General features: G+C 60.4%; 22 protein-coding genes. 7 read left to right on the top strand and 15 right to left on the bottom strand.

Going from position 1 to position 19841, the window contains the following annotated elements; translation table 11 throughout:
- The first annotated feature begins 80 nt into the window (after positions 1–80).
- Positions 81–1493 carry an MFS transporter gene (locus PspR84_RS17335; RefSeq protein ID WP_160058467.1) on the top strand — a complete coding sequence of 471 codons (1413 nt, stop codon included), beginning with the start codon at positions 81–83 and terminating at the stop codon, positions 1491–1493.
- 102 nt (positions 1494–1595) lie between these two features.
- Here PspR84_RS17335 and PspR84_RS17330 read toward each other — a convergent pair whose 3' ends face one another.
- From PspR84_RS17330 to PspR84_RS17315, 4 genes are all read right to left on the bottom strand, one after another.
- Entirely contained in the window at positions 1596–2999 is a 1404-nt protein-coding gene (locus PspR84_RS17330; protein ID WP_160058465.1) for a heavy metal sensor histidine kinase, read from the bottom strand.
- Positions 2996–3667, bottom strand: coding sequence for a heavy metal response regulator transcription factor (locus tag PspR84_RS17325; RefSeq protein ID WP_150750873.1), 672 nt, complete (start codon positions 3665–3667; stop codon positions 2996–2998). Before PspR84_RS17325 ends, PspR84_RS17330 begins: the two co-directional genes overlap by 4 nt.
- Positions 3668–3676: 9 nt before the next feature.
- Positions 3677–3934, bottom strand: a complete 258-nt coding sequence (locus tag PspR84_RS17320) for a DUF2790 domain-containing protein (RefSeq protein WP_160058463.1) — start codon at positions 3932–3934, stop codon at positions 3677–3679.
- A 241-nt stretch (positions 3935–4175) separates the two neighbouring features.
- On the bottom strand, positions 4176–4889 hold the full coding sequence (locus tag PspR84_RS17315) for a murein L,D-transpeptidase catalytic domain family protein (RefSeq protein WP_160058461.1): 714 nt from the start codon (positions 4887–4889) through the stop codon (positions 4176–4178).
- Positions 4890–5040: 151 nt separating this feature from the next.
- Between PspR84_RS17315 and PspR84_RS17310 the strand changes: the two genes are divergently transcribed.
- Positions 5041–6657 (top strand): L,D-transpeptidase family protein, encoded by a 1617-nt coding sequence (locus tag PspR84_RS17310; protein WP_160058460.1) that lies wholly within the window; start codon positions 5041–5043, stop codon positions 6655–6657.
- Positions 6658–6660: 3 nt separating this feature from the next.
- Here PspR84_RS17310 and PspR84_RS17305 read toward each other — a convergent pair whose 3' ends face one another.
- The 4 genes from PspR84_RS17305 to PspR84_RS17290 form a co-directional block, all read right to left on the bottom strand.
- Positions 6661–7176: a DoxX family protein gene (locus PspR84_RS17305; RefSeq protein WP_160058458.1), complete on the bottom strand. Its 516-nt coding sequence runs from the start codon at positions 7174–7176 to the stop codon at positions 6661–6663.
- A gap of 334 nt (positions 7177–7510) precedes the next feature.
- On the bottom strand, positions 7511–8140 hold the full coding sequence (locus tag PspR84_RS17300) for a DNA-3-methyladenine glycosylase (RefSeq protein WP_160058456.1): 630 nt from the start codon (positions 8138–8140) through the stop codon (positions 7511–7513).
- A 1-nt stretch (position 8141) separates the two neighbouring features.
- Positions 8142–8939, bottom strand: a complete 798-nt coding sequence (locus tag PspR84_RS17295; protein ID WP_160058454.1) for an isocitrate lyase/phosphoenolpyruvate mutase family protein — start codon at positions 8937–8939, stop codon at positions 8142–8144.
- Between the two features lie 32 nt (positions 8940–8971).
- Entirely contained in the window at positions 8972–10054 is a 1083-nt protein-coding gene (locus tag PspR84_RS17290) for a bifunctional transcriptional activator/DNA repair protein Ada (protein WP_160058452.1), read from the bottom strand.
- Between the two features lie 181 nt (positions 10055–10235).
- Between PspR84_RS17290 and PspR84_RS17285 the strand changes: the two genes are divergently transcribed.
- Positions 10236–10649 (top strand): VOC family protein, encoded by a 414-nt coding sequence (locus PspR84_RS17285; protein WP_160058450.1) that lies wholly within the window; start codon positions 10236–10238, stop codon positions 10647–10649.
- Here PspR84_RS17285 and PspR84_RS17280 read toward each other — a convergent pair.
- Positions 10646–11266 (bottom strand): LysE family translocator, encoded by a 621-nt coding sequence (locus PspR84_RS17280; protein ID WP_160058448.1) that lies wholly within the window; start codon positions 11264–11266, stop codon positions 10646–10648. The genes PspR84_RS17285 and PspR84_RS17280 overlap by 4 nt on opposite strands.
- A gap of 275 nt (positions 11267–11541) precedes the next feature.
- Between PspR84_RS17280 and PspR84_RS17275 the strand changes: the two genes are divergently transcribed.
- From PspR84_RS17275 to PspR84_RS17265, 3 genes are all read left to right on the top strand, one after another.
- Positions 11542–12156, top strand: a complete 615-nt coding sequence (locus tag PspR84_RS17275) for a biliverdin-producing heme oxygenase (protein WP_160058446.1) — start codon at positions 11542–11544, stop codon at positions 12154–12156.
- Complete coding sequence (locus tag PspR84_RS17270) at positions 12153–14390, top strand: ATP-binding protein (RefSeq protein ID WP_160058444.1); 2238 nt, start codon at positions 12153–12155, stop codon at positions 14388–14390. The genes PspR84_RS17275 and PspR84_RS17270 overlap by 4 nt, the downstream gene beginning before the upstream one ends.
- 250 nt (positions 14391–14640) lie before the next feature.
- Entirely contained in the window at positions 14641–15228 is a 588-nt protein-coding gene (locus PspR84_RS17265; protein ID WP_160058442.1) for a LysE family translocator, read from the top strand.
- A 120-nt stretch (positions 15229–15348) separates the two neighbouring features.
- Here the strand turns inward: PspR84_RS17265 and PspR84_RS17260 are convergent, their stop codons facing one another.
- From PspR84_RS17260 to PspR84_RS17240, 5 genes are all read right to left on the bottom strand, one after another.
- On the bottom strand, positions 15349–15657 hold the full coding sequence (locus PspR84_RS17260) for an antibiotic biosynthesis monooxygenase (RefSeq protein ID WP_160058440.1): 309 nt from the start codon (positions 15655–15657) through the stop codon (positions 15349–15351).
- A gap of 22 nt (positions 15658–15679) precedes the next feature.
- Positions 15680–16663: a zinc-dependent alcohol dehydrogenase family protein gene (locus PspR84_RS17255; protein WP_160058438.1), complete on the bottom strand. Its 984-nt coding sequence runs from the start codon at positions 16661–16663 to the stop codon at positions 15680–15682.
- Positions 16664–16724: 61 nt separating this feature from the next.
- Positions 16725–17027, bottom strand: coding sequence for a metalloregulator ArsR/SmtB family transcription factor (locus PspR84_RS17250; RefSeq protein ID WP_160058436.1), 303 nt, complete (start codon positions 17025–17027; stop codon positions 16725–16727).
- A 198-nt stretch (positions 17028–17225) separates the two neighbouring features.
- Positions 17226–18059, bottom strand: coding sequence for an AraC family transcriptional regulator (locus PspR84_RS17245; protein WP_160058434.1), 834 nt, complete (start codon positions 18057–18059; stop codon positions 17226–17228).
- A 35-nt stretch (positions 18060–18094) separates the two neighbouring features.
- Positions 18095–18598, bottom strand: a complete 504-nt coding sequence (locus tag PspR84_RS17240) for a VOC family protein (RefSeq protein WP_160058432.1) — start codon at positions 18596–18598, stop codon at positions 18095–18097.
- A gap of 144 nt (positions 18599–18742) precedes the next feature.
- Here PspR84_RS17240 and PspR84_RS17235 point away from each other — a divergent pair, with 144 nt between their 5' ends.
- Positions 18743–18922, top strand: coding sequence for a hypothetical protein (locus PspR84_RS17235; RefSeq protein ID WP_160058431.1), 180 nt, complete (start codon positions 18743–18745; stop codon positions 18920–18922).
- A gap of 153 nt (positions 18923–19075) precedes the next feature.
- Here PspR84_RS17235 and PspR84_RS17230 read toward each other — a convergent pair whose 3' ends face one another.
- The gene (locus PspR84_RS17230) at positions 19076–19744 is read right to left on the bottom strand and encodes a class I SAM-dependent methyltransferase (protein WP_160058429.1); all 669 of its coding nucleotides are present in this window, start codon (positions 19742–19744) and stop codon (positions 19076–19078) included.
- Between the last annotated feature and the right edge of the window lie 97 nt (positions 19745–19841).

Genomic DNA, 19841 nt, shown 5'->3' with positions numbered 1-19841 from the left:
CGAGTGCAAAGCATGCGTCTTGCGCCGTGTGTTGTCGAGGCTCAGGCTATGGCGAATCACCTTTGCGTTGCGAGCCGACCATGCCCCGAGAACCCTTGAGCACTCCCGCCCGATGGGCACTGACCAGTCTGGCTCTGTCGATGTTGATGCCGTCGCTGGACACCAGCATCGCCAATGCTGGGCTGCCGATTCTGGCGACGGCGTTTGAAGCGACATTTCAACAGGTGCAGTGGATCGTGCTGGCTTACCTGTTGGCGATCACCACGCTGATCGTCAGTGTCGGACGTCTGGGCGATGGCTTCGGTCGACGTCGACTGCTGTTGATCGGGATCGGCATTTTCACCAGCGCCTCGTTGGCTTGCGCATTGGCTCCGGGACTGGGCTGGCTGATTGGCGCGCGGGCGGTGCAAGGCGTTGGCGCGGCGATCATGTTCGCCTTGACGGTGGCGCTGGTGTCAGAAGCCGTGCCCAAATCGCGGGCGGGTAGCGCGATGGGGTTGCTGGCGACGATGTCGGCGACGGGCACCAGTCTCGGGCCGTCGCTGGGCGGGCTGTTGATGACGCATGTCGGCTGGCAGGCGATATTTTTACTCAACGTGCCATTGGGTTTGCTCAATATTTGGCTGGTGTACCGCTTTTTGCCAGCGGATCGGGTAACAGGGTTGCGCGCAGCGTTCGATTATTCTGGCAGCGCAGTGTTGGTGCTGACGCTGGCGGCCTATGCGCTGGCAATGACGCTTGAAGGTTTGATGTTGCCATTGCTGCTGGCCAGCCTGTGCGGCGCAGGATTGTTCATCGGGGTCGAGATGAAGGCCAAGTCGCCGCTGATTTGCTTGTCACTGTTCAGCGATCCTCGACTGAGCGGTAGCCTGACGCTGACGTTGCTGGTGACGACGGTGATGATGACCACGCTGGTGGTCGGACCGTTTTACCTCAGCCGTGGATTGGGTCTGAGCAATGCTGCGGTTGGCCTGGCGTTATCGGTCGGGCCATTGCTGTCTGCGTTTGGTGGTGTACCTGCGGGACGTTTGGTGGATCGCTTCGGCGCGCGACGGATCGTGCCGGGTGCGTTGCTCGGGATTGCCTGCGGTTGCAGCTTGTTGGCGCTGTTGCCGATGAGTCTGGGGCTGCCCGCCTATTTGCTGCCGATTGCCGTAGTCGCCGTCGGTTATGCGCTGTTTCAGGCGGCGAACAACACCGGGTTGATGGCCGGAGTTCGTCAGGAGCGACGCGGTGTAGTCTCGGCGATGCTCGGGCTGGCGCGCAACCTCGGCTTGATCACGGGGGCAGCGGTGATGGGCGCGGTGTTTGCGCTGGCGGCGGGGGATCCGACACAGGCGCCGGCTACGGCGATTGCCAGCGGATTGCACATCACTTTTGGCGTCGCGGTGGCGTTGATGCTCATGGCGTTGATCATCAACCGAGCGCAGTTCAACTGTAGGAGCGAGCCTGCTCGCGAAGAGGCCGGCACAGCCAATATCTCCGGTGACTGACACTGCGCTTTCGCGAGCAGGCACAGCCAATATCTCCGGTGACTGACACTGCGCTTTCGCGAGCAGGCTCGCTCCTACAGGGGGTTGTGGTGTGTTGGCGATTTATGTTGATTGCCGGGCGGGGAAGAACAGTTCGAAGCAGGTGACGCCATCGGCACTGCTGGCGCTGTAGCGGCCCTGATGCAACTGCATGATGGTCGCGACAATCGACAAGCCCAGCCCATTCGATTGCGCCGAGCGCTCACGGGATTGATCAACGCGGTAGAAGCGTTCGAACAGTCGCGCCAGATGTTCCGGCGCAATGGTCGCGCCGTGGTTTCTTACCCGTAAATAACTGCCATCCGCTTCGGCAGTCGCTTCCACCTGCACCGTCGAATTCGCCGCGCCGTACTTGATCGCATTGGCGCACAGATTGGCCAACGCGCGCCTTAACAGCATCGGCTCGGCCCAGATCACACCGCTGCCGCGCGCCTCGATACATACACCGACATCCGCTGCCAGCCCTTCAAAGTAATCGGCAATGCGCTGCATTTCATCCGCCGCGTCCAGCTCCTGGCGCTGGCTCAGGGCACTGGCCGGATCGGTACGGGCGAGAAACAGCATGTTGTCGAGCATCCGCGTCAAACGTTCGAGCTCTTCAACATTGGAAGCGAGCAATTGCTGATAGGCCTCGATGCTGCGGTTCTGCTGCAGCGCAACCTGGGTTTCGCCAAGCAGATTGTTGATCGGCGTGCGCAACTCGTGGGCCATGTCGGTGGACACCTGACTCAACTGTGCAAAGCCCTTGGCGAGTCGATCAAGCATGGCATTAAAGGCTTCGATCATTGGCTGCAATTCTCGCGGCGCACCGCTGCTGGCAAGCCGTTCGCCAAGATTGCCGACGCCGATACCGTGAGCGTGCTTCGCCAGTCGCCGCAACGGCAGCAAACCGCGATACACCAGCAAACAACCGACCACCGCCAGCAACAGCGCCGCCAGCGAGGCGAGGCCATAAACACTCAAGCGGTAATTGGCGAGCATCGCGGTGCGCTCGCTCATCAGGCGCCCGGTGGTGACTTGCAGATTGCCCAGTTCGCCGGAATCGATACTCGCTGCCACTGCCGAAAACGGCACGCCGTCGACACTCGGCAGATGCTGCACGTCCTTGAGCGTCATCGCCTGGTCGATGGGCACCGCCGGCAACGTCGGCGGCTTCAGATTACCCGGGTTGACCACCAGCAACGGCGTTTGCCCCGGCGTGCCAATGGTCAGCAGCGCTTCGCGGTTACCGAGCATGTTCTGGAACAGCGCCGGTTTGTTCTTGATCAGCTCCAGGGCGTTGCTGTCGTTGAGAAAGGTGCGCAGTTGATCGACACGGCTGACCAGCGCGGTGTCATCACGGCGGATCAACTGTTGCTCCAGTTCGTTGTACAGCGCGGCACCGAGACCGGCCAGCGAAGCGAACGCTAGCAGGGCGAACACCAGCGCCAGGCGCAAGGTCAGCGAATAAGGGCGATGGCCGCTCATGGCTGCGTATCGAAGCGATAGCCGATGCCGCGCACGCTGTGGATCAGCTTGAGCTGGAACGGATCATCGATCTTCGCCCGCAAGCGGCGCACCGCGACATCGACCACATTGGTGTCGCTGTCGAAATTCATGTCCCACACCCGTGAGGCAATCAGCGAACGGGCGAGAACCTGCCCGGTATGGCTGGCGAACAACTGCAACAAGGCGAACTCCTTGTTGGTCAGGGTGATGCGCACCCCAGCACGGCTCACGCGGCGTTTGAGCACGTCAATCTGCAGGTCGGCGACTTGCAGTTGTTCGTCTTCATGAATCGGCCCGCGCCGGGTCAGAGTGCGCAGGCGCGCCACCAGTTCGGCGAAGGAAAACGGCTTGATCAGGTAATCGTCGGCGCCCAGTTCGAGGCCTTTGACGCGGTCAGCGATGTCATCGCGGGCGGTGAGGAACAGCACCGGTGTGTCGGCTTCCTTGCGCAACCGGCGCAGGACTTCCCAGCCATCCATTTTCGGCATCATCACATCGAGCACGATCACATCGAAACTGTGTTCCAGCGCCAGGTGCAGCCCGTCGGCACCGTCGCGGGCGAGACTGACGCTGTAACCCAGTTCCTGCAGACCGTTGAGCAGGTAGTTGCCCGCCTTGGGTTCGTCTTCGACAACCAGAATATTCATCGATCAGTCTCAGTGGTCATTGATGCAGCCGCTGCCTTGTACCTGATAGTCCAGCACATGTTCGCGGCCCTGATGGTCGAGGTAATTCAATTGCGCCGGGACCACGCCACACGCTTGTGAAATATCGGTGCTGGACAGGACTTTGTCGACATCCAGATTGACATAGAAGCCGGATTTGTCATGAATCACGGCGCTGTCGGGCATGTTCGCAGCGAACACGCTGCCGGTGGCAAGGAGGGCGGTGAGGGCGAGCAGGAGGGTTTTCATGGTCAGTCACTCAGTGGTCATGGTTGATCGGCATTGGTGCCGGGACAACTTCAGGCTACCGAGCGATCCGCACGGCAAACCGACAGCTGAATGACAAAGTTGTAATGAAACATGGGGCTGACAGAGATCAAATGTAGGAGTGAGCCTGCTCGCGATAGCGGTGTGTCAGGCACCATCTGTGTTGGCTGACACACCGCTATCGCGAGCAGGCTCACTCCTACAGGGGATTTGGGGTGCTCTGTCAGCTCGCGTGGGTATTGAGAATGCTCGCCACCTGCTGCGGCTGGCAGTTCAGATACGGCGACGACTTCAGCCAGCGCTGATCCGGGTACCACGAAAACATGAACTGGCCATTCTTCAACCGGTCGATCACCTGCTTGGCGATCTGTGGCCGAACCGCTGGGCAACCCTGGCTGCGGCCGATGCGCCCCTGTTTCTTGCTCCACAACGGATTCACATAACTGGCGGCGTGAATGACGATCGCGCGATCGCGAGCCATGTCATTGAAGCCTGGCTCCAGACCGTCCATGCGCAGCGAATAACCGTGGGTGCCGCTGTAGCTTTCCTGCGTGCGGAACAGGCCAAGGCTGGACTGGTAGCTGCCTTCGACATTGGAAAACTGCGTGGCGAAGTTTTCCCCGGAATTGGAGCCGTGAGCAACCAGATCGCGCAGCACCAATTTCTTTTTGCTGAGGTCGAAGATCCACAGTCGGCGTTCGGTGGACGGTTGCGAATAGTCGATGATCGCCAGGTGGCGGGACGGTTTCGCACCGTTGTTGACCGCGCATTGCATGGCGTTCAACGCACCTTTCAGCGCTTGGGGATTGAGTTCTGGCGCGGCGTGCGCGAGGCTGGTAAAGAGAACCGGCGATGGTTTGCCGGCGGCAAAAACGGGACTGGACACCACGACAAGGGTCGCGGTGGTCAACAGAAGTCGGCGCAAAAACGTCAACATTTTATAAAGTGTCCTCAATTGCTACTTATTTGGCACTTTGGCTCCTGACTCCCAGTCAATACCCGCAAGCCCGTCGATCGAGCCTGACTGTTCAGCGCACCTGATGTAAGGTTGGCCATCATCTAGACGGCCATGGATTGGAGTAAAGCAGTTGTTCAAAAAGTACGCATGCTACTTGAGCATTTGTTTGCTCGCTGCGCCGTTTGTCGCTTGTGCCGATGAGCCGTTGCCGCCGCTGGAGACATTGCCAACGCCACCGGCGGAAATGCCGGTCGAGCCGCAAAGTCCGTTGCAGGCGGTTTTGATCAGTCTGGCGCAGTCATGCCCGGCGATTGCGGCACAGCTCAACGGCCCGGCGCTGAGTCAATTGCAAGCCTTCTACCAGCAGCAGGACTGGATGCCGGTGTGGGCCAGTGAGTCGGCACGATTGCCGGTGTTGCGCTCGCAATTGCAGCTGTTGGCCGATGATGGTCTCAATCCAAAACGTTACCCGATCGCGACCACGGCGCCGCAGGATGGCGAGTTGTGCGCCGACATCGACATCAGTCGCAACTACCTGCAGGCCCTGCAGGATTTGCACTACGGTCGCCTGCTGCAATCGCACTTCGAACCGCTGTGGCATGCCGATGACAGCCCGCGTGACCGTCAGGCGGAATTGTTGGCGATCGCCGTACCGGGCATGCACGACATTGCCGTCGCGTTCGATCTGGCCCGTCCGCGTCTGGCGCAATATCAGGACTTGCGTCAGCTCTATGCGGCGCAACGGCTCACGGCTTTGCCGCAATGGCAAGCGGTGGGCAACGGGCCGCTGTTGCGCCCGGCCATGGAAGACAAACGTGTGCCGGAACTGGCTCAGCGGCTGTACAGCGAAGGCTACCTGACTCACGTCGTTGGCACGCCTGACAATGCTTATGACGACGTGCTGGTTGATGCGGTGAAGAGTTTTCAGGCCAACCATTCCCTACAGGCTGACGGTGTGGTCGGGCCGGGCACGATTGCCGAACTCAACATCAGTCCGCTAATTCGTCGTGAACAGCTGCGGGTCAACCTCGAACGTTTCCGCTGGATGGCCCAGGACATGGAACCCAATGGCCTGCTGGTCAACGTCGCCGCTGCTGAACTGACGTTGTATCAGAGCGGCGTGCCGGTGTGGCAGACGCGCACTCAGGTGGGTCGCGCCGAGCGCCAGACGCCGTTGCTGAAATCCCGGGTGACACGCCTGACCTTGAACCCGACCTGGACCGTGCCGCCAACCATCTGGAAGGAAGACAAACTGCCGGAAATCCGCAAGGACCAGACCTTCCTCAGCCGCCAGAACCTGCAAGTGCTCGACGCTAACGGTCAGCCGCTGGCGGCAGCGGATATCGACTGGGACAACCCCGGTAACATCATGCTGCGTCAGGACGCCGGGCCGCGTAATCCGCTGGGGCAAATGGTCATCCGCTTCCCCAACCCGTTTTCGGTGTACCTGCACGACACGCCGAGCAAGGCGCTGTTCGAAAAAGGCCCGCGTGCTTTCAGTTCGGGCTGTGTGCGGGTCGAGCATCCGATGCAACTGCGCGATCTGCTGCTCACCCCGGCGGAAAAGGCCCGCACCGAAACCCTGCTGGCCACCGGCACCACCCACGAATTCCGTCTGTCGGCGCCGGTGCCCATCCTGATGACTTACTGGACCGCACAGGTCGACAGCAGCGGCCGTGTGCGTTACTCGCCAGACATTTACAGCCGTGACAGCGCGTTGCTCGCCGGACTCGACCGGGCGCACTAAGCCTCAGCGGGTGCTTCTGTTCCAGAACACCCGCGCCAACCACGCATCGACACTCAACTTGCCCGCTCCGGCGAATACCAACGGTAGCAACGCGGCGAGGTAAATCGCCGGCAGCTTGAAGTTGCCGAAGCCTTTGTTAGTGATCGCATAACCCTGTGCCAATTCACTCAGTGACGACCAGTCAGCGGGCCAGTGCACGGCGGCGGTGGCGACGACAGTGACCACGATCAGCGAAATCGCTGAGATGCGCGTGCCGAACCCCACCAGAATCGCTAGCGCACCGATCAGCTCGGCCCACATCGACAGTTCCCAGTTCAGCGTTGCCGGCAGTTGATCGAACGGGAAGGGGAATCTGTCCTGAATGTCTTCGAACCAGTTCTGCCCGTTGAATTTCTCCAGCCCGGATTCGAAGAACTCCCAGGCGATGAACAGGCGCAGTGTCAGCGGGGCGAGCCAGGTGCCGGCGCGGTCGAGGTTCAGGTGCAGGTGTTTGACGGCGGTTGAAAGAGTGGTGGTCATGGTGCAGCTCCGGTGAATTGAATGAAATCGACCGGGGCATTTCAGCGTCGGGGTGTATCGGGGATGTGTCGGCGGGGTGGCGGATTGTGCTTTTGGTGTGTCTGCGGCTTCGGGGTATACAGTGCGATACAGTCAAAGGCCGATCACCCTAACCCTCCCGAAACGTCGGACCGCCCAGAGGGAGAGGGGACTGACCGTGGGATATTGAAGAGGTACGCCGACGTGAGAGTTTTCTTCTGAATCCATAATCGACTCAGTCTTTCAGGTCGATGGATGACGCCAGACACCTCGGTCGGCTCCCTCTACCTCTGGGCGGTCCGACGTTTCGGGAGGGCTAGGGTGAGGGCAACGGTTTAGGCACCCGCCACAAATACCAAGCCGCCACCGTCCGAAAAGGACTCCAAGCCACCCCAATCTCAACCATCTCCCTACGCGTTGGCTGCACCTCCAGTCCCTTCATCCGCCGATATCCCTCACGCACGCCAAAGTCATCCGCCGGCAGAATATCCATGCGCTCCAGGCTGTAAATCAGCAACATCTCCACCGTCCAGCGACCCACTCCGCGCAGGCTGATCAGGCGCTCAATCAACGCTTCATCATCCATCGCCAGCGCCGTAGCGTAATCCGGCACCACGCCATCCAGCGTTGCCTGAGCAATCCCCTGAATCGTCGCAATCTTGCCCGCCGAAAACCCGCAACTGCGCATGCGCTCAAACTCCGTCGCAAGAATCTGCTCCGGTCGCGGAAAGGATTGCCCGGAAAACAACCCCACCAGCCGCCCGACAATCGCATCGCCAGCCTTGGCATGCAGTTGCTGATAAGCAATCGCCCGCACCAGCGACTCATACGGATCACGCGCAGGATGAGGTTGATGCAGACACGGGCCGACCGCTGCGATATGGCGCTGCCAGTGCGGATCGAGCGCGGCCAGAAACGCGCTGGCCGCCTGATAAGCGTCGGGCATGTTATTTCAGCAGGCCGTTGACTTCGCCGTAGCTGAACGCCTTGAGGTCATGGGTATCGAGTTTGCCGCTGGCGAGAAAGCTTTTCACCAGCCCACCCATTGCGCCATAGAGGAATTCGGCAATGCCGGAACCCGCGCTCAAGCGGCGCACGCCCAGCGCTTGCAGTTCTTCAGGCGAAGGCAGGCAAGCGAAACTAAGCACGTTGACCGGCAGCGCAGTGCCTTTGCAGATGGCCTCGATTTCATAGGCCGACGTCACGCCTGCCGCGAACAAGCCATCGGCGCCGGCCGCTTGATAGAGCGCCGCGCGGCGCAGGGTCTCGGCGACGCGATCCTCGGCCGGCACCAGGCTTTTCAGATAGACATCGGTGCGCGCATTGATGAACAACTGGACATCGCGCTTGCCGGCGACCTGTCGCGCCACTTCGATCTTGCGCGCGAGCAACTCAGGATCGGCGGAACCGTCCTCGATATTGATCCCCACGGCACCCGCCGCGATCACCGCATCCAGCACTTCCGCCACGCGCCCGAGGTCGTCGGAATAGCCGGCCTCGACATCCACGGTCAATGGAATACTGATCACCCGGGCGATCGATTCCACGGTCGACACCAGACGTTCAAGAGGCAGGGTGTTGCCGTCCGGGTAACCGTGGGCCCAGGCCACCGCCGCACTGCTGGTGGCCACGGCTTTACCGCCCAGGTGCTCGACCAGTCGCGCACCGGTGGCGTCGGCGACATTGGTCAGAATCAACAGGCCTTGCTGGTGCAACTGGTGAAACTGCGTAGCGAGCGCGTTCATCAAAAATCCTTCTTGTCAGTTGATGGGGGTGGTCAGAATGCCAGGGATTGGGTGAGCTGCACGGCGGCGTTTTCCAGCCTCAGCAGAAACGCCTTGCGCGGCTGCCCACCACCATAGCCAGTCAGCGAGCCATCCGCGCCGATCACCCGATGGCAGGGCACCACAATCGATAACCGATTGTGCCCGTTGGCCAGGCCTACTGCGCGACTGGCGCCGGGTTTGCCCAAACTGGCAGCGATGGCGCCGTATGTACTAGTGTGGCCGTAAGGGATTTGCAGCAACGCTGACCAGACCTGCCGGGCAAACTCGCTGCCGGGCAAGTGCAGCGGCACAGTAAAGGTGTTCAGCTTGCCGGCGAAATACTCCACCAGTTGCTGCTCGATCTGCTGCAAGTGGGCGTTGTGCCCCGGCGCGACTGCGTAGCCATAGCGATTTTGCAGCTCCTCGACTTCGCGGGTCAGCGCCGGGCGATCGAGAAACTCCAGTAACACCAGTCCACGCCGTTCGGCCATGGCGATCATCGGCCCCAGCGGCGTGGTCAGCCGGGTGAACAGCAGTGGCTCGCTCTGTTCGGCGCGGCCCGGGGTGATGTGGAAGGACTTCTGGAAAGCATCACGAAAGCCGCTGAGCGATTCATAACCCGAATCAAACGCGGCGTGATCAATCGAGGTGCCTTGCCTGATCCCGCCCAGCGCCATGCCCAGCTGGCGCGTTCGCAGCCACGCGTGGAAGGTCATGCCGAAATGCTGCTTGAACCAGCGCCGCAGCTTCAGCGGTTCGATGCCTTCAGCGAGCAACTGCGCATCGCTCCAGCGCAGCTCCGGGTCGGCCTCCACGGCTTTGAGCAGGCGCTGCACCCAGTCCGGCGCGATGGCGGCGGCGTCCAGCGGCTTGCAGCGCAAGCAAGCGCGATAGCCGGCCGACATGCATTCGTCGGCATGGGCGAAGAACTCTACGTTCTCCGGTTTCGGCTTGCGCGCCGTGCAACTGGGGCGGCAAAAGATCCCGGTGGTTTTCACAGCCGTGAAGAACACGCCTTCATAGGCAGTGTCGCGTTCAAGCATGGCGCGAACCATTTCGGCGTGGGGCGGCAGGACAGCGGTTTGTATGTTCATGGTCCGAGAGTAAAACCAGATTCTCGATGGCTCCACCGAAAAATCGACAGTGAATTTTCAAATCCCCTGAACTACCGTGTAGGAGCTGCCGCAGGCTGCGATCTTTTGACGTTGATCCTCAAAAACAAGATCAAAAGATCGCAGCCTGCGGCAGCTCCTACCGTTTGTTGAGGTGTGCCCGATGCATCCGTTTTCCATCCAACATATCGATCACATCGTCCTGCGCGTCGCCGATCTGCGACGCAGCATCGAATTCTACGGCCAGGTATTCGGCGCCGAAGTGGTCAAACGCAACGAACCGCTGGGCCTGATACATCTGCGCGCTGGCACTTCGATGATCGACCTCGTCGACCTGCAAGGCGAACTTGGCCGCAAGGGCGGCGGGGCGGCCGGGGCCGAGCGGCGCAACGTCGATCACTTCTGCCTGCGCATCGAGCCGTTCGATGAAGCGGTGCTGATTGCACATCTGCAAACCTTCGGTCTGACTGTGGCAAAAGCTGAATCACGCTTCGGCGCCGAGGGCAAAGGTCTGTCGCTGTATTGCTTCGACCCGGACGGCAATCAGGTCGAACTCAAAGGTCCGTCCGAGGCTTAAGCACGTTTCGCCATCAGCAGCACCGACGCCGCCGCCGACAGCAGCCCCGCGCAGCAACGATTGAAGATCCGCTTGCCGCGCGGCTCGGCGAACCAGCGGCGCATGTGCAGGCCCATCCACGCGTAGGCGCTGATGGCGATCCACTCCAGCAGCAGAAACAGCACGCCCAGCATCGCGAATTGCTCCGGCACCGGGCGCGCCGGGTCGACGAACTGCGGCAGAAACGCGGTAAACAACAGGATCGCCTTCGGGTTGCCCGCCGCCACCAGAAATTCCTGCCGCGCCAACGCGAAGAACCCCGCCGTTGCTGCGGTCGCCTGCTGCTCAGTCTCGGGATTGGCCCGCCACAACTGCCAGGCCAGATACAGCAGATACCCCGCGCCAATGATCTTGATCGCATGGAACAGCCATTCCGAGGTCTGCAGCACCACCGACAGACCCGCCCCAGCCAGCGCAATCATCCCGGTGAACGCCAGAATCCGCCCGATGCCCGCCGCGCAGGCGCGGCGAAAGCCATAGCGCGTAGCATTGCTGACCGATAGCAGGTTGTTCGGCCCGGGGGCCATGTTCAGGGCGAAACAGGCCGGGAGAAACAGGATGAGCGTGGCGAGATCCATGACAGCACTCCAGAAAAGAGAGCGATATTTTTATCACAGCCTCCGGGCGCCCAGACCCATACAGTCACGCGGCGCTGTCGCGGTACAGCGCCCGGCGCCGTTGGGCAACGCGGTCGAACTTTTTGCAGATGCCTTCACTCTGAATGACTCAGAGGGTGATGGTTTCGGCAGAAATAACTATCCATCCGGTCAGAAACCGCGATAGCCGTGTAAAATTTCGCCGACGTTGCACTCACCCCGTTTGGCCCCTGGCGGCCCCACCAAGAGCGATCTACATGCAAGCAAAGGCCCGTGAAGTTTATGTGCCACCGGTGCTGCAAGATCTGCGGGCCGGCACTGCCGAGCTGCACATCGCGCTGGAAAAACGCCTTCCTTTTTTCTCCGATACCCTCGATACGCAGGCCTTTGTCCGGCTGGTGCAGGCCTATTACGGCTTCTATCTGCCGCTGGAAAACGCCTTGCTCCGCAGTGATGCAATTCCTGCCGGTTTTGATCTGACGCCTCGACTCAAAGCGTCAACCTTGCGCACTGATCTGCACGCGCTGGGCGTATCTGCCGAAGCGCTGCAAGGTCTGCCGCAGTGCGAGCAGTTGCCGGTGATCGACTCAAGCTCTGCCTGCCTTGGCGTGCTCTACGTTCTCGAGGGCGCAACGCTCGGCGGACAGATTCTGCGCCGGGAAATCTCTTCACGATTAGGCCTGGAAGCCGATAACGGCGCGGCTTTTCTCGATATCTACGGCGCCGCCACGGGCCGGCGCTGGCGCGACTTCATTGAATACCTCGGCAGTCGGCCAATGAGCGTCGCCGAGCGTGCCGCTGTCGTCACGGCAGCACAAACCACATTCAGCAGCTTCGAGCACTGGCTCGAACGCCGGGAGGTACTGGCATGACTGCGCAAGACAAAGAAGCCTTTGAAGAACTGCTGGCCAACTGTGCCGACGAGCCGATTCGTTTCCCCGGGGCGATCCAGCCCCACGGTTTGTTGCTGACTTTGAGTGAGCCTGACCTGGCGATCATTCAGGTCAGCGCCAACGTCGAAACCCTGCTGGCCCGCGCGCCACAAAGCCTGATCGGTCAGCCACTGGAAAGCCTGATCGGCGATGCCGAAGCGGCGCAAGTGCGCGAAGCCTTGCTGCAACCTTCGCTGTCTGACTTAGCGCCGCTGCGCTTCAGGCTCAACGGCACGGCGTTCGAGGGCCTGCTGCATCGTCATCAGGGCGTGCTGATCCTCGAACTGGAAATCCACGTCGAGAACTTCCAGCCACGCAATGTCGCCGGCAACCAGACTCATCTGGGGCGCATGCTTCAGCGTCTGCAAGCGGCCACCACCTTGCAGGCGCTGTATGACATCAGCGTCAAGGAAATCCAGGCCATGACCGGTTACGACCGGGTGCTGATCTATCGTTTCGAGGAGGAAGGCCACGGTCAGGTCATCGCCGAAGCCTCCGATCCGTCGATGGAAGTGTTCAATGGCCTGTTTTTCCCGGCGTCGGACATCCCTGAACAGGCGCGCGAGCTGTATCGCACCAACTGGTTGCGGATCATCCCGAATGCCGACTACCAACCGGTGCCGCTGTTGCCGAAGTTGCGCCCGGACACCGACACGCCGCTGGACCTGAGTTTCGCCACGCTGCGCAGCGTGTCGCCGATCCACTGCCAATACATGAAGAACATGGGCGTGCTGTCCTCGATGAGCATTTCCCTGCTCAAGGGCGACAAGCTCTGGGGTTTGATCAGTTGCGGCAATCGCCAGCCACTGCACGTGCCGCACGAATTGCGCGCCGCGTGTCAGACCATCGGCCAAGTGCTGTCGCTGCAGATCAGCGCCATGGAAGCGCTGGAGATCAGCCGTCAGCGTGAAGAGAAAGTCGAAGCCTTGGCGTTGCTCAATCAAGCAATGATCGATTCGCCGCAGAACGTCTTCGACGGTCTGGCCAACCAGCCGCAAACCCTGATGGCGCTGACCAATGCCGGCGGCATCGCAATCATCGAAGACAAACAATTGCACCGCTACGGCAACTGCCCTGAACCGGAAGAAATCCGCGCTTTGCACAAGTGGCTGCAGGACAGCGGCGAAGCGGTGTTTGCCAGTCATCACCTGGCCAGCGTCTACCCGCCGGCCGCGCAGTATCAGCAAGTGGCCAGCGGCGTGCTCGCCATGAGCCTGCCGAAACCGGTGGACAATGGCGTGTTCTGGTTCCGCCCCGAGGTCAAGGAAAACATCAATTGGAGCGGCGATCCGCGCAAGCCGCTGGACCTGGAAAACTCCGACGCCGGCCTGCGTTTGCGTCCGCGCACCTCGTTTGAAATCTGGAAAGTCGAGATGGCCGGGATCTCCACCAAGTGGAGCCACGGTGATCTGTTTGCCGCCAACGACCTGCGGCGTTCTGCACTGGAAAACGATCTAGCCCGCCAGGTTCGCCGCGAGCAGGAAGCGGTGCGCGCCCGTGATGAGTTGGTGGCGGTGGTGTCGCACGATTTGCGCAATCCGATGACCGTGATTTCGATGCTCTGCGGCATGATGCAGAAGGCCTTCAGCTCCGACGGCCCGCACACTTCGCGGCGCATTTCCACGGCCATCGACACCATGCAACAGGCTGCCGGACGCATGAACACGCTGCTGGAGGATTTGCTCGATACCTCGAAAATCGACGCCGGGCGCTACTCCATCACCCCGCAGAAACTCGATGTCGGGCAGATGTTCGAGGAAGCGCAGGCGCTGCTCGCGCCGCTGGCGCTGGACAAGGACATCAGCATTTCCTTCGCGGCCGATCCTGATCTGCGCATTCATGCTGACCCGGAGCGGCTGTTCCAGGTGCTGTCGAACTTGGTCGGCAACGCGATCAAGTTCACCCCGCGACTGGGCAGGGTGGGCGTGCATGCCACCACCGTCGGCAATGAAATCGTCTTCACTGTTCGCGATAGCGGCGAAGGCATTCCCAAGGAGCATCTACCGCATGTGTTCGACCGTTACTGGACGGTGAAAGAGGGCAACCCGACCGGCACCGGCCTTGGTTTGTACATCACCCAAGGCATCGTCGAAGCCCACGGTGGGCGGATCTTCGCCGAGAGCGAACCGGGGCAGGGCAGCGAGTTCCGCTTCACCGTGCCGCGTCTGGACTAAGCGTAGATTTTAATGTGGGAGCGAGCCTGCTCGCGAAAGCGGTGGGTCATGTGATCGTTCCCACGCTCCGCGTGGGAATACCTCAACGGACGCTCTGCGTTCGGCTCTGAAGGGGACGCGGAGCGTCCCAGGCTACATTCCCACGCAGAGCGTGGGAACGATCAGGATCACAGGGGCATTTTCTTCAATACCGGGGATCGGGTGCTGGTTAGGGTGAGCACCTTGTTCCTCGATTTGAAGCAGGTGTGCGATGAGTCTGATTGTTTCGATGGCGGCGTTTGCGCTGGCGGCGTCCATCACGCCGGGGCCGGTGAATATTGTCGCGTTGAGTTCCGGGGCGCAGTTCGGTTTTCGCGCCAGTCAGCGGCATGTTGCCGGGGCCACGTTGGGGTTTGTGTTGCTGCTGGTGCTGATGGGGCTGGGCTTGCATGAGGTGCTCAAGCTTTGGCCGTTCATGACCCGGGTGGTGCAACTGGCCGGCGTGGCGTTTCTGCTGTTCATGGCGTGGAAACTGGCCGTGGATGACGGGCAATTGAATGCCGGTGATTCCGGACGGGCGCCGTCGATGCTGTACGGCGCGGTGATGCAATGGCTCAACCCGAAAGCCTGGCTGGCCTGCGTCGCGGGCATGGGCGCGTTTGTCGCCGATGGCGAGGCGCGCTTGGTGTGGCAGTTTGCGGCGGTTTATCTGGTGATCTGTTATCTGTCGGTCGGCTGCTGGGCGTATGCCGGGACGTTTTTGCGTGGGTACTTGAGCAATGCAACGGGGATGCGCTGGTTCAATCGGAGCATGGCGGGGTTGTTGGCGCTGAGTGCTATCTACCTGCTGCTACCGTAAACCCTGTAGGAGTGAGCCTGCTCGCGATAGCGATGTATCAGTCAATATAGATGTCGACTGATACGCCGCTATCGCGAGCAGGCTCACTCCTACAATGGATCGCGGGTAGCCGAGAGATTATTAGTCGAACGGCTGCTGAAAGGCGCCGCCCTCAATGTGATGCACCTTCGGCTCTTCGGAAAAATATTCCTCCAGACCCAGCATGAACAGCCGATGGTCCTCACTTGCTTCAAACCCCGGCGTGTGATCCTCAAGGGATTGCCAGCGCACAATCAAATTGAACACCTCAGGCGTTTCAATTCCCTGCGCAAGCAGGTGCCCGCCGTAACCCTTGGCGCGCCTGAGCAGTGGCTCGACCCCGGCAAATGCCTGCCGGAAGGCTTCGGTGTTCCCTGTGTGAACGGGCAGTAAAGCGATCTCATAAATCATGGTGTTCTCCTCGGGGCTGGGTTCAGCGATTGGCGAGTTCGGGCGACGGCACGACAGCAATCGCAATTTTCCCTTGAACGCCGTTGTTGGGCGTCTCCAGCCGGGCATGCGCGAGGCCGATGTCGGCCAGCGGATAGACCGCGCCAACGTGCGGGCGCAACTGACCGTTGGCGATCAATGCGCTCAACTCGTCGAGTTTGCCGCGATTCTGTCGGGTGAACACGAAGTGGTAGCTGGCGTTCTTGCCCCAGGCCTGAATCAGGTTTTGCGGCTGGGCAAGGTCTACGATCGATACCACGCGGCCAAGCTGTGCGAGGGCGTCGGGGCTGCGCGCCAGGGTGTTGCCGCCGATCGTGTCGAAGACGACATCGACGCCACGACCCTCGGTTTCGCGCAGGATCGCGGCGACATAATCTTCCTTTTCGTAATCGATCAGCACATCGGCGCCCATCTGCCTGGCGAACTCGAAATTGCCTTCACGCACAGTGGTGAAGACCTTCGCGCCGATGGCTTTGGCCAGCTGGATTGCGACATGACCGACGCCGCCCGCGCCGCCGTGGATCAGAATGCTCTCGCCGACTCTGAGCGCCGCCCGCACGACCAGCGCTTCCCACGCCGTGCCGCCAACCAGACTCAGGCTCGCCGCTTCAAGATGGCTCAGTGCGGGCGGCTTCTTGCCGATAATGCTTTCGGCCGCCACGTGGTATTCGGCATAACTGCCTGGACCGTCGAAAATCTGCGGGGTGTACCAGACTTCGTCACCCGGCATGAACGCTGTCACCCCCGGGCCGACCGCTTCGACAACGCCAGAGACGTCGTGCCCGGTGATGGCTGGCAGGGGCACCAGATCGGCATAGTCGCCACGGCGCACCTGATAATCCAGCGGATTGATGGAGGTGGCGTGCACCCGGACCAGTACTTCTCCCGCGTGTGGCACTGGTTTGGGCACTTCACAAAGTTCGAACGATTGTGCGCCGCCAAATGAAGTAAGGATCATCGCTTTCATTGCATTTCCTCGTTTCGGTAAAAAGGGATATCGGGAATTATCGATATCTTGGGGCAAAAAATTACAGCTCGCTGCCGATGATCTCGGCCAGCGCACTGATCGCTGCTTCGTTGCGTTTGTAATAAGTCCACTGGCCGATGCGCCTGACTTCAACCAGGCCCGCGCGTTGCAGGGTCGCCAGATAATCGGACACCGTCGACTGCGACAGCCCGACGCCTTCCTGAATACTGCTGACGCAAACGCCCACCGTGTGCACGTCACCCTCATCCTGGGGAGGAAAGTGTTTCTCGGGATCCTTCAGGCCTTTGAGGATTTCCAGGCGTGTGCGGTTCGAGAGGGCTTTGAAGATTTCGAGTAGGTTCATGCCGTGAAGATATCGGAATTTACCGATATGTCAATATCTCAATTCGAAGGTCATCAGCCGATGATGCTGGCACTTCACCTTGTGGGAGCGAGCCTGCTCGCGAAAGCGATGGCACAGTCAATATCCCCGTGACTGATACACCGCTTTCGCGAGCAGGCTCGCTCCCACAGGGGGCAGTGTTGAGTTTCAGATGAAGTGTCAACCGCGATATTGGCCGGGCGTCGCCGCCAGATGTTGCTTGAACGCTCGCTGAAAATGCGCCTGATCGGCAAACCCGGCCTCAAGCGCCACATCCGCAATCAACTGCCCGTCGCGCAAACGCTCGCGGGCGAACTGGATGCGCTGGTTGACCACAAACGCGTGGGGCGTCATGCCGTAATGCTGTTTGAAGGCGCGGATCAGGTACGACGGTGACAGCTGTGCTGCGGCGCAGATGTCGTCGAGGTTGAGCACTTCGGTGCAGTGCTCGCGGATGAAATCGGCAGCGCGTTCCAGTTTGAAATTCGGCTCGCGCAGAGAGGGGCCAGCGGGGTTCAAACGCAGTTGCAGGTCGCTGAAAAACTCCACCGCCGCGCTCTGTTTGCGCAGCACATCCTGTTGCGGATCGACTAACGTTTGATACAGCCCGTTCAGTTCGTTGAACAGCGCAGAGTCATCAAGGTGTGTGGTGGAAAAACGCCGAAACTCAAGATCACTGGCGAAGCCCAACTGATGCTGCAAATCCGTCAGCCATGGCGTCTCGACATACAGCATCACATACGACCACGGCTGGTCATCAATCGGATTGCACGCATGCACATCGCCGGGGTTCATCAGCACCACGGTGCCCGCCGCGACCTCGAACCGTGCCTGCTCATGCACATAGGTGCTGCGCCCGGCAGTGATTGCGCCAATGGAAAAGTGCGCGTGGGAATGTCGTGCGTAGCAGACCTCGCGGCCATCGGCGATGGCCCGTGCTTCAATGAATGGCAGCGCCGCGTCGCGCCAGAAACGCGGGGCTTTTTCAGGGTTTTTGGCGGCAGCGTGTTTCATCGTTGTTATTCCCGGCAGGCCAGTGCGCCAGTGTATTAGCTCTGGCCGGCAAAGGCCCGTTCGAGTTCGGCAATGTCGAGTTTTTTCATTGTGAACATGGCCTGCATCGCTCGCTGCGACTTGGCGGTGTCCGGGTCCAGCATCATGTGCATAAAGGCCACTGGCACGATCTGCCACGACACGCCGAACTTGTCCTTGAGCCAGCCGCATTGCTGGGCTTCGACGGGGCCGCCCTCGGACAGATGGCCCCAGAAATGGTCGACTTCTTCCTGATTCTGACAATTGACCTGAAACGAAATCGCCTCGCTGAATTTGAACATCGGCCCACCGTTGAGCCCGGTGAAAGTCTGACCGTCGAGTTCGAAACTGACGGTCATCACCGCACCTTCCGGCTTGCCATGAAATTCCTGGCCGACCTTGCTGTAGTGGGTCAGGCCGGTGATTTTCGCGTGATCGAAGATCGAGCAGTAGAACTTCGCGGCGGCTTCGGCCTGATCGTCGAACCACAGGCAGGGCGTGAGCTTTTGAAAGCGTTGCATGGCAGTCATCCTCGGCAGGTTAGACGCGCAGGATTTACAGCGTAGTCAGTCCCTGGTCGATTGCCGGTGCCGTAGATCGACAATTGCCGAGCATTGGAAATTCTGACGACGGAGACACCGAGCCGCAGACCGGATTTTCTTAGCGTGTCTTTCTGTAGTCGTAATGACAAGGTTTCAGGTCGGATTGACTATGTCCTTGCGCTGCTGGTGGCGATGCATTCGCTGACCATCCTCGGCCCGACTCTGATCAAGATTGGCTACGTCATGCGTCTGTTGGCGCAGTACCGCATCCGTGCTCGGCGGATGATCCCGCAAACCGCATAATTCCTGTGGGATTACTTGGATATGTTGTCAACGCAAAACCCTGTAGGAGTGAGCCTGCTCGCGATGGCGTCGGCACAGTCTGCACTTGTATTGCCTGAAATACCGCTATCGCGAGCAGGCTCACTCCTACAATGATCAGCGGTGTTCTGGGGCTCAGCGGCGCTCGGCAACCATCAGCAACGACTGCGGCAGCGGACTTTGCGGGTGTTGTGGCTCTTGCAGGCTGGCCAGTTGGAACCCGGCCATATCGAGCGCATTCAACCAGCTCGACAACGTGCGGAAATACCACGGCATCGGCTGCCACTGGCCTTTGAACCCGGCGAAGGATTCTTCGCGCCAGTCATCCTGATAATCGCCTGCCGCCACGGCCCACGGATGCAAGGTCTGAATGACCAGCGCGCCGCCGGGAACCAGCAATGTATGCATCGCCGCAAGCAGCGGAATAATGTCCTGATGCAGCAGCGAGAAGTTGGCGCAAACCAGATCGTAGTCGCGACCGATGTCGACCGTCCCATCGACCAACGCGTCATAACTGGCGACATGCACCTGCGCCACCCCCGCCAAACGCGCCGCTTCGACCAGCCGCGCATCGCCATCCACCCCGACAGCTTCAATCCCCCGATCCGCCAGCGCCCGCAACAACCAGCCTTCGCCGCAACCAAGATCGAGCACGCGCACAGGCTGGCGGCCCATGATCGCCAACAGAATTGCCTGATCGGTGACCTGCCGACGGCTTTCGATGGCGCCGCTGCGGATCACTTCGATCCACGCTTCAGCGTTGTTGTGCCAGCTTTGCAAAAGGGCCGATTCGGGGGAGGGCATGACGGCGTCCGCAGTATCAAAAACCACAGTATGGACGCTGATCGCCAGGCGAGCCTTACGCGCACCAACCACATCCTCAAACGCTGACGAATGCTCA

It is taken from the genome of Pseudomonas sp. R84, assembly GCF_009834515.1.
Taxonomy (GTDB): Bacteria; Pseudomonadota; Gammaproteobacteria; order Pseudomonadales; family Pseudomonadaceae; genus Aquipseudomonas.
The sequence above is the reverse complement of the archived record's forward strand: the minus strand, read 5'-3'. Positions and strand labels throughout refer to the sequence as shown.

Coding starts and splice junctions, on each gene's coding strand:
- PspR84_RS17335 (WP_160058467.1), top strand. CDS start 81: ATGCCCCGAGAACCCTTGAGCACTCCCGCCCGATGGGCACTGACCAGT.
- PspR84_RS17330 (WP_160058465.1), bottom strand. CDS start 2,999: ATGAGCGGCCATCGCCCTTATTCGCTGACCTTGCGCCTGGCGCTGGTG.
- PspR84_RS17325 (WP_150750873.1), bottom strand. CDS start 3,667: ATGAATATTCTGGTTGTCGAAGACGAACCCAAGGCGGGCAACTACCTG.
- PspR84_RS17320 (WP_160058463.1), bottom strand. CDS start 3,934: ATGAAAACCCTCCTGCTCGCCCTCACCGCCCTCCTTGCCACCGGCAGC.
- PspR84_RS17315 (WP_160058461.1), bottom strand. CDS start 4,889: ATGTTGACGTTTTTGCGCCGACTTCTGTTGACCACCGCGACCCTTGTC.
- PspR84_RS17305 (WP_160058458.1), bottom strand. CDS start 7,176: ATGACCACCACTCTTTCAACCGCCGTCAAACACCTGCACCTGAACCTC.
- PspR84_RS17300 (WP_160058456.1), bottom strand. CDS start 8,140: ATGCCCGACGCTTATCAGGCGGCCAGCGCGTTTCTGGCCGCGCTCGAT.
- PspR84_RS17295 (WP_160058454.1), bottom strand. CDS start 8,939: ATGAACGCGCTCGCTACGCAGTTTCACCAGTTGCACCAGCAAGGCCTG.
- PspR84_RS17290 (WP_160058452.1), bottom strand. CDS start 10,054: ATGAACATACAAACCGCTGTCCTGCCGCCCCACGCCGAAATGGTTCGC.
- PspR84_RS17285 (WP_160058450.1), top strand. CDS start 10,236: ATGCATCCGTTTTCCATCCAACATATCGATCACATCGTCCTGCGCGTC.
- PspR84_RS17280 (WP_160058448.1), bottom strand. CDS start 11,266: ATGGATCTCGCCACGCTCATCCTGTTTCTCCCGGCCTGTTTCGCCCTG.
- PspR84_RS17275 (WP_160058446.1), top strand. CDS start 11,542: ATGCAAGCAAAGGCCCGTGAAGTTTATGTGCCACCGGTGCTGCAAGAT.
- PspR84_RS17270 (WP_160058444.1), top strand. CDS start 12,153: ATGACTGCGCAAGACAAAGAAGCCTTTGAAGAACTGCTGGCCAACTGT.
- PspR84_RS17265 (WP_160058442.1), top strand. CDS start 14,641: ATGAGTCTGATTGTTTCGATGGCGGCGTTTGCGCTGGCGGCGTCCATC.
- PspR84_RS17260 (WP_160058440.1), bottom strand. CDS start 15,657: ATGATTTATGAGATCGCTTTACTGCCCGTTCACACAGGGAACACCGAA.
- PspR84_RS17255 (WP_160058438.1), bottom strand. CDS start 16,663: ATGAAAGCGATGATCCTTACTTCATTTGGCGGCGCACAATCGTTCGAA.
- PspR84_RS17250 (WP_160058436.1), bottom strand. CDS start 17,027: ATGAACCTACTCGAAATCTTCAAAGCCCTCTCGAACCGCACACGCCTG.
- PspR84_RS17245 (WP_160058434.1), bottom strand. CDS start 18,059: ATGAAACACGCTGCCGCCAAAAACCCTGAAAAAGCCCCGCGTTTCTGG.
- PspR84_RS17240 (WP_160058432.1), bottom strand. CDS start 18,598: ATGCAACGCTTTCAAAAGCTCACGCCCTGCCTGTGGTTCGACGATCAG.
- PspR84_RS17230 (WP_160058429.1), bottom strand. CDS start 19,744: ATGCCCTCCCCCGAATCGGCCCTTTTGCAAAGCTGGCACAACAACGCT.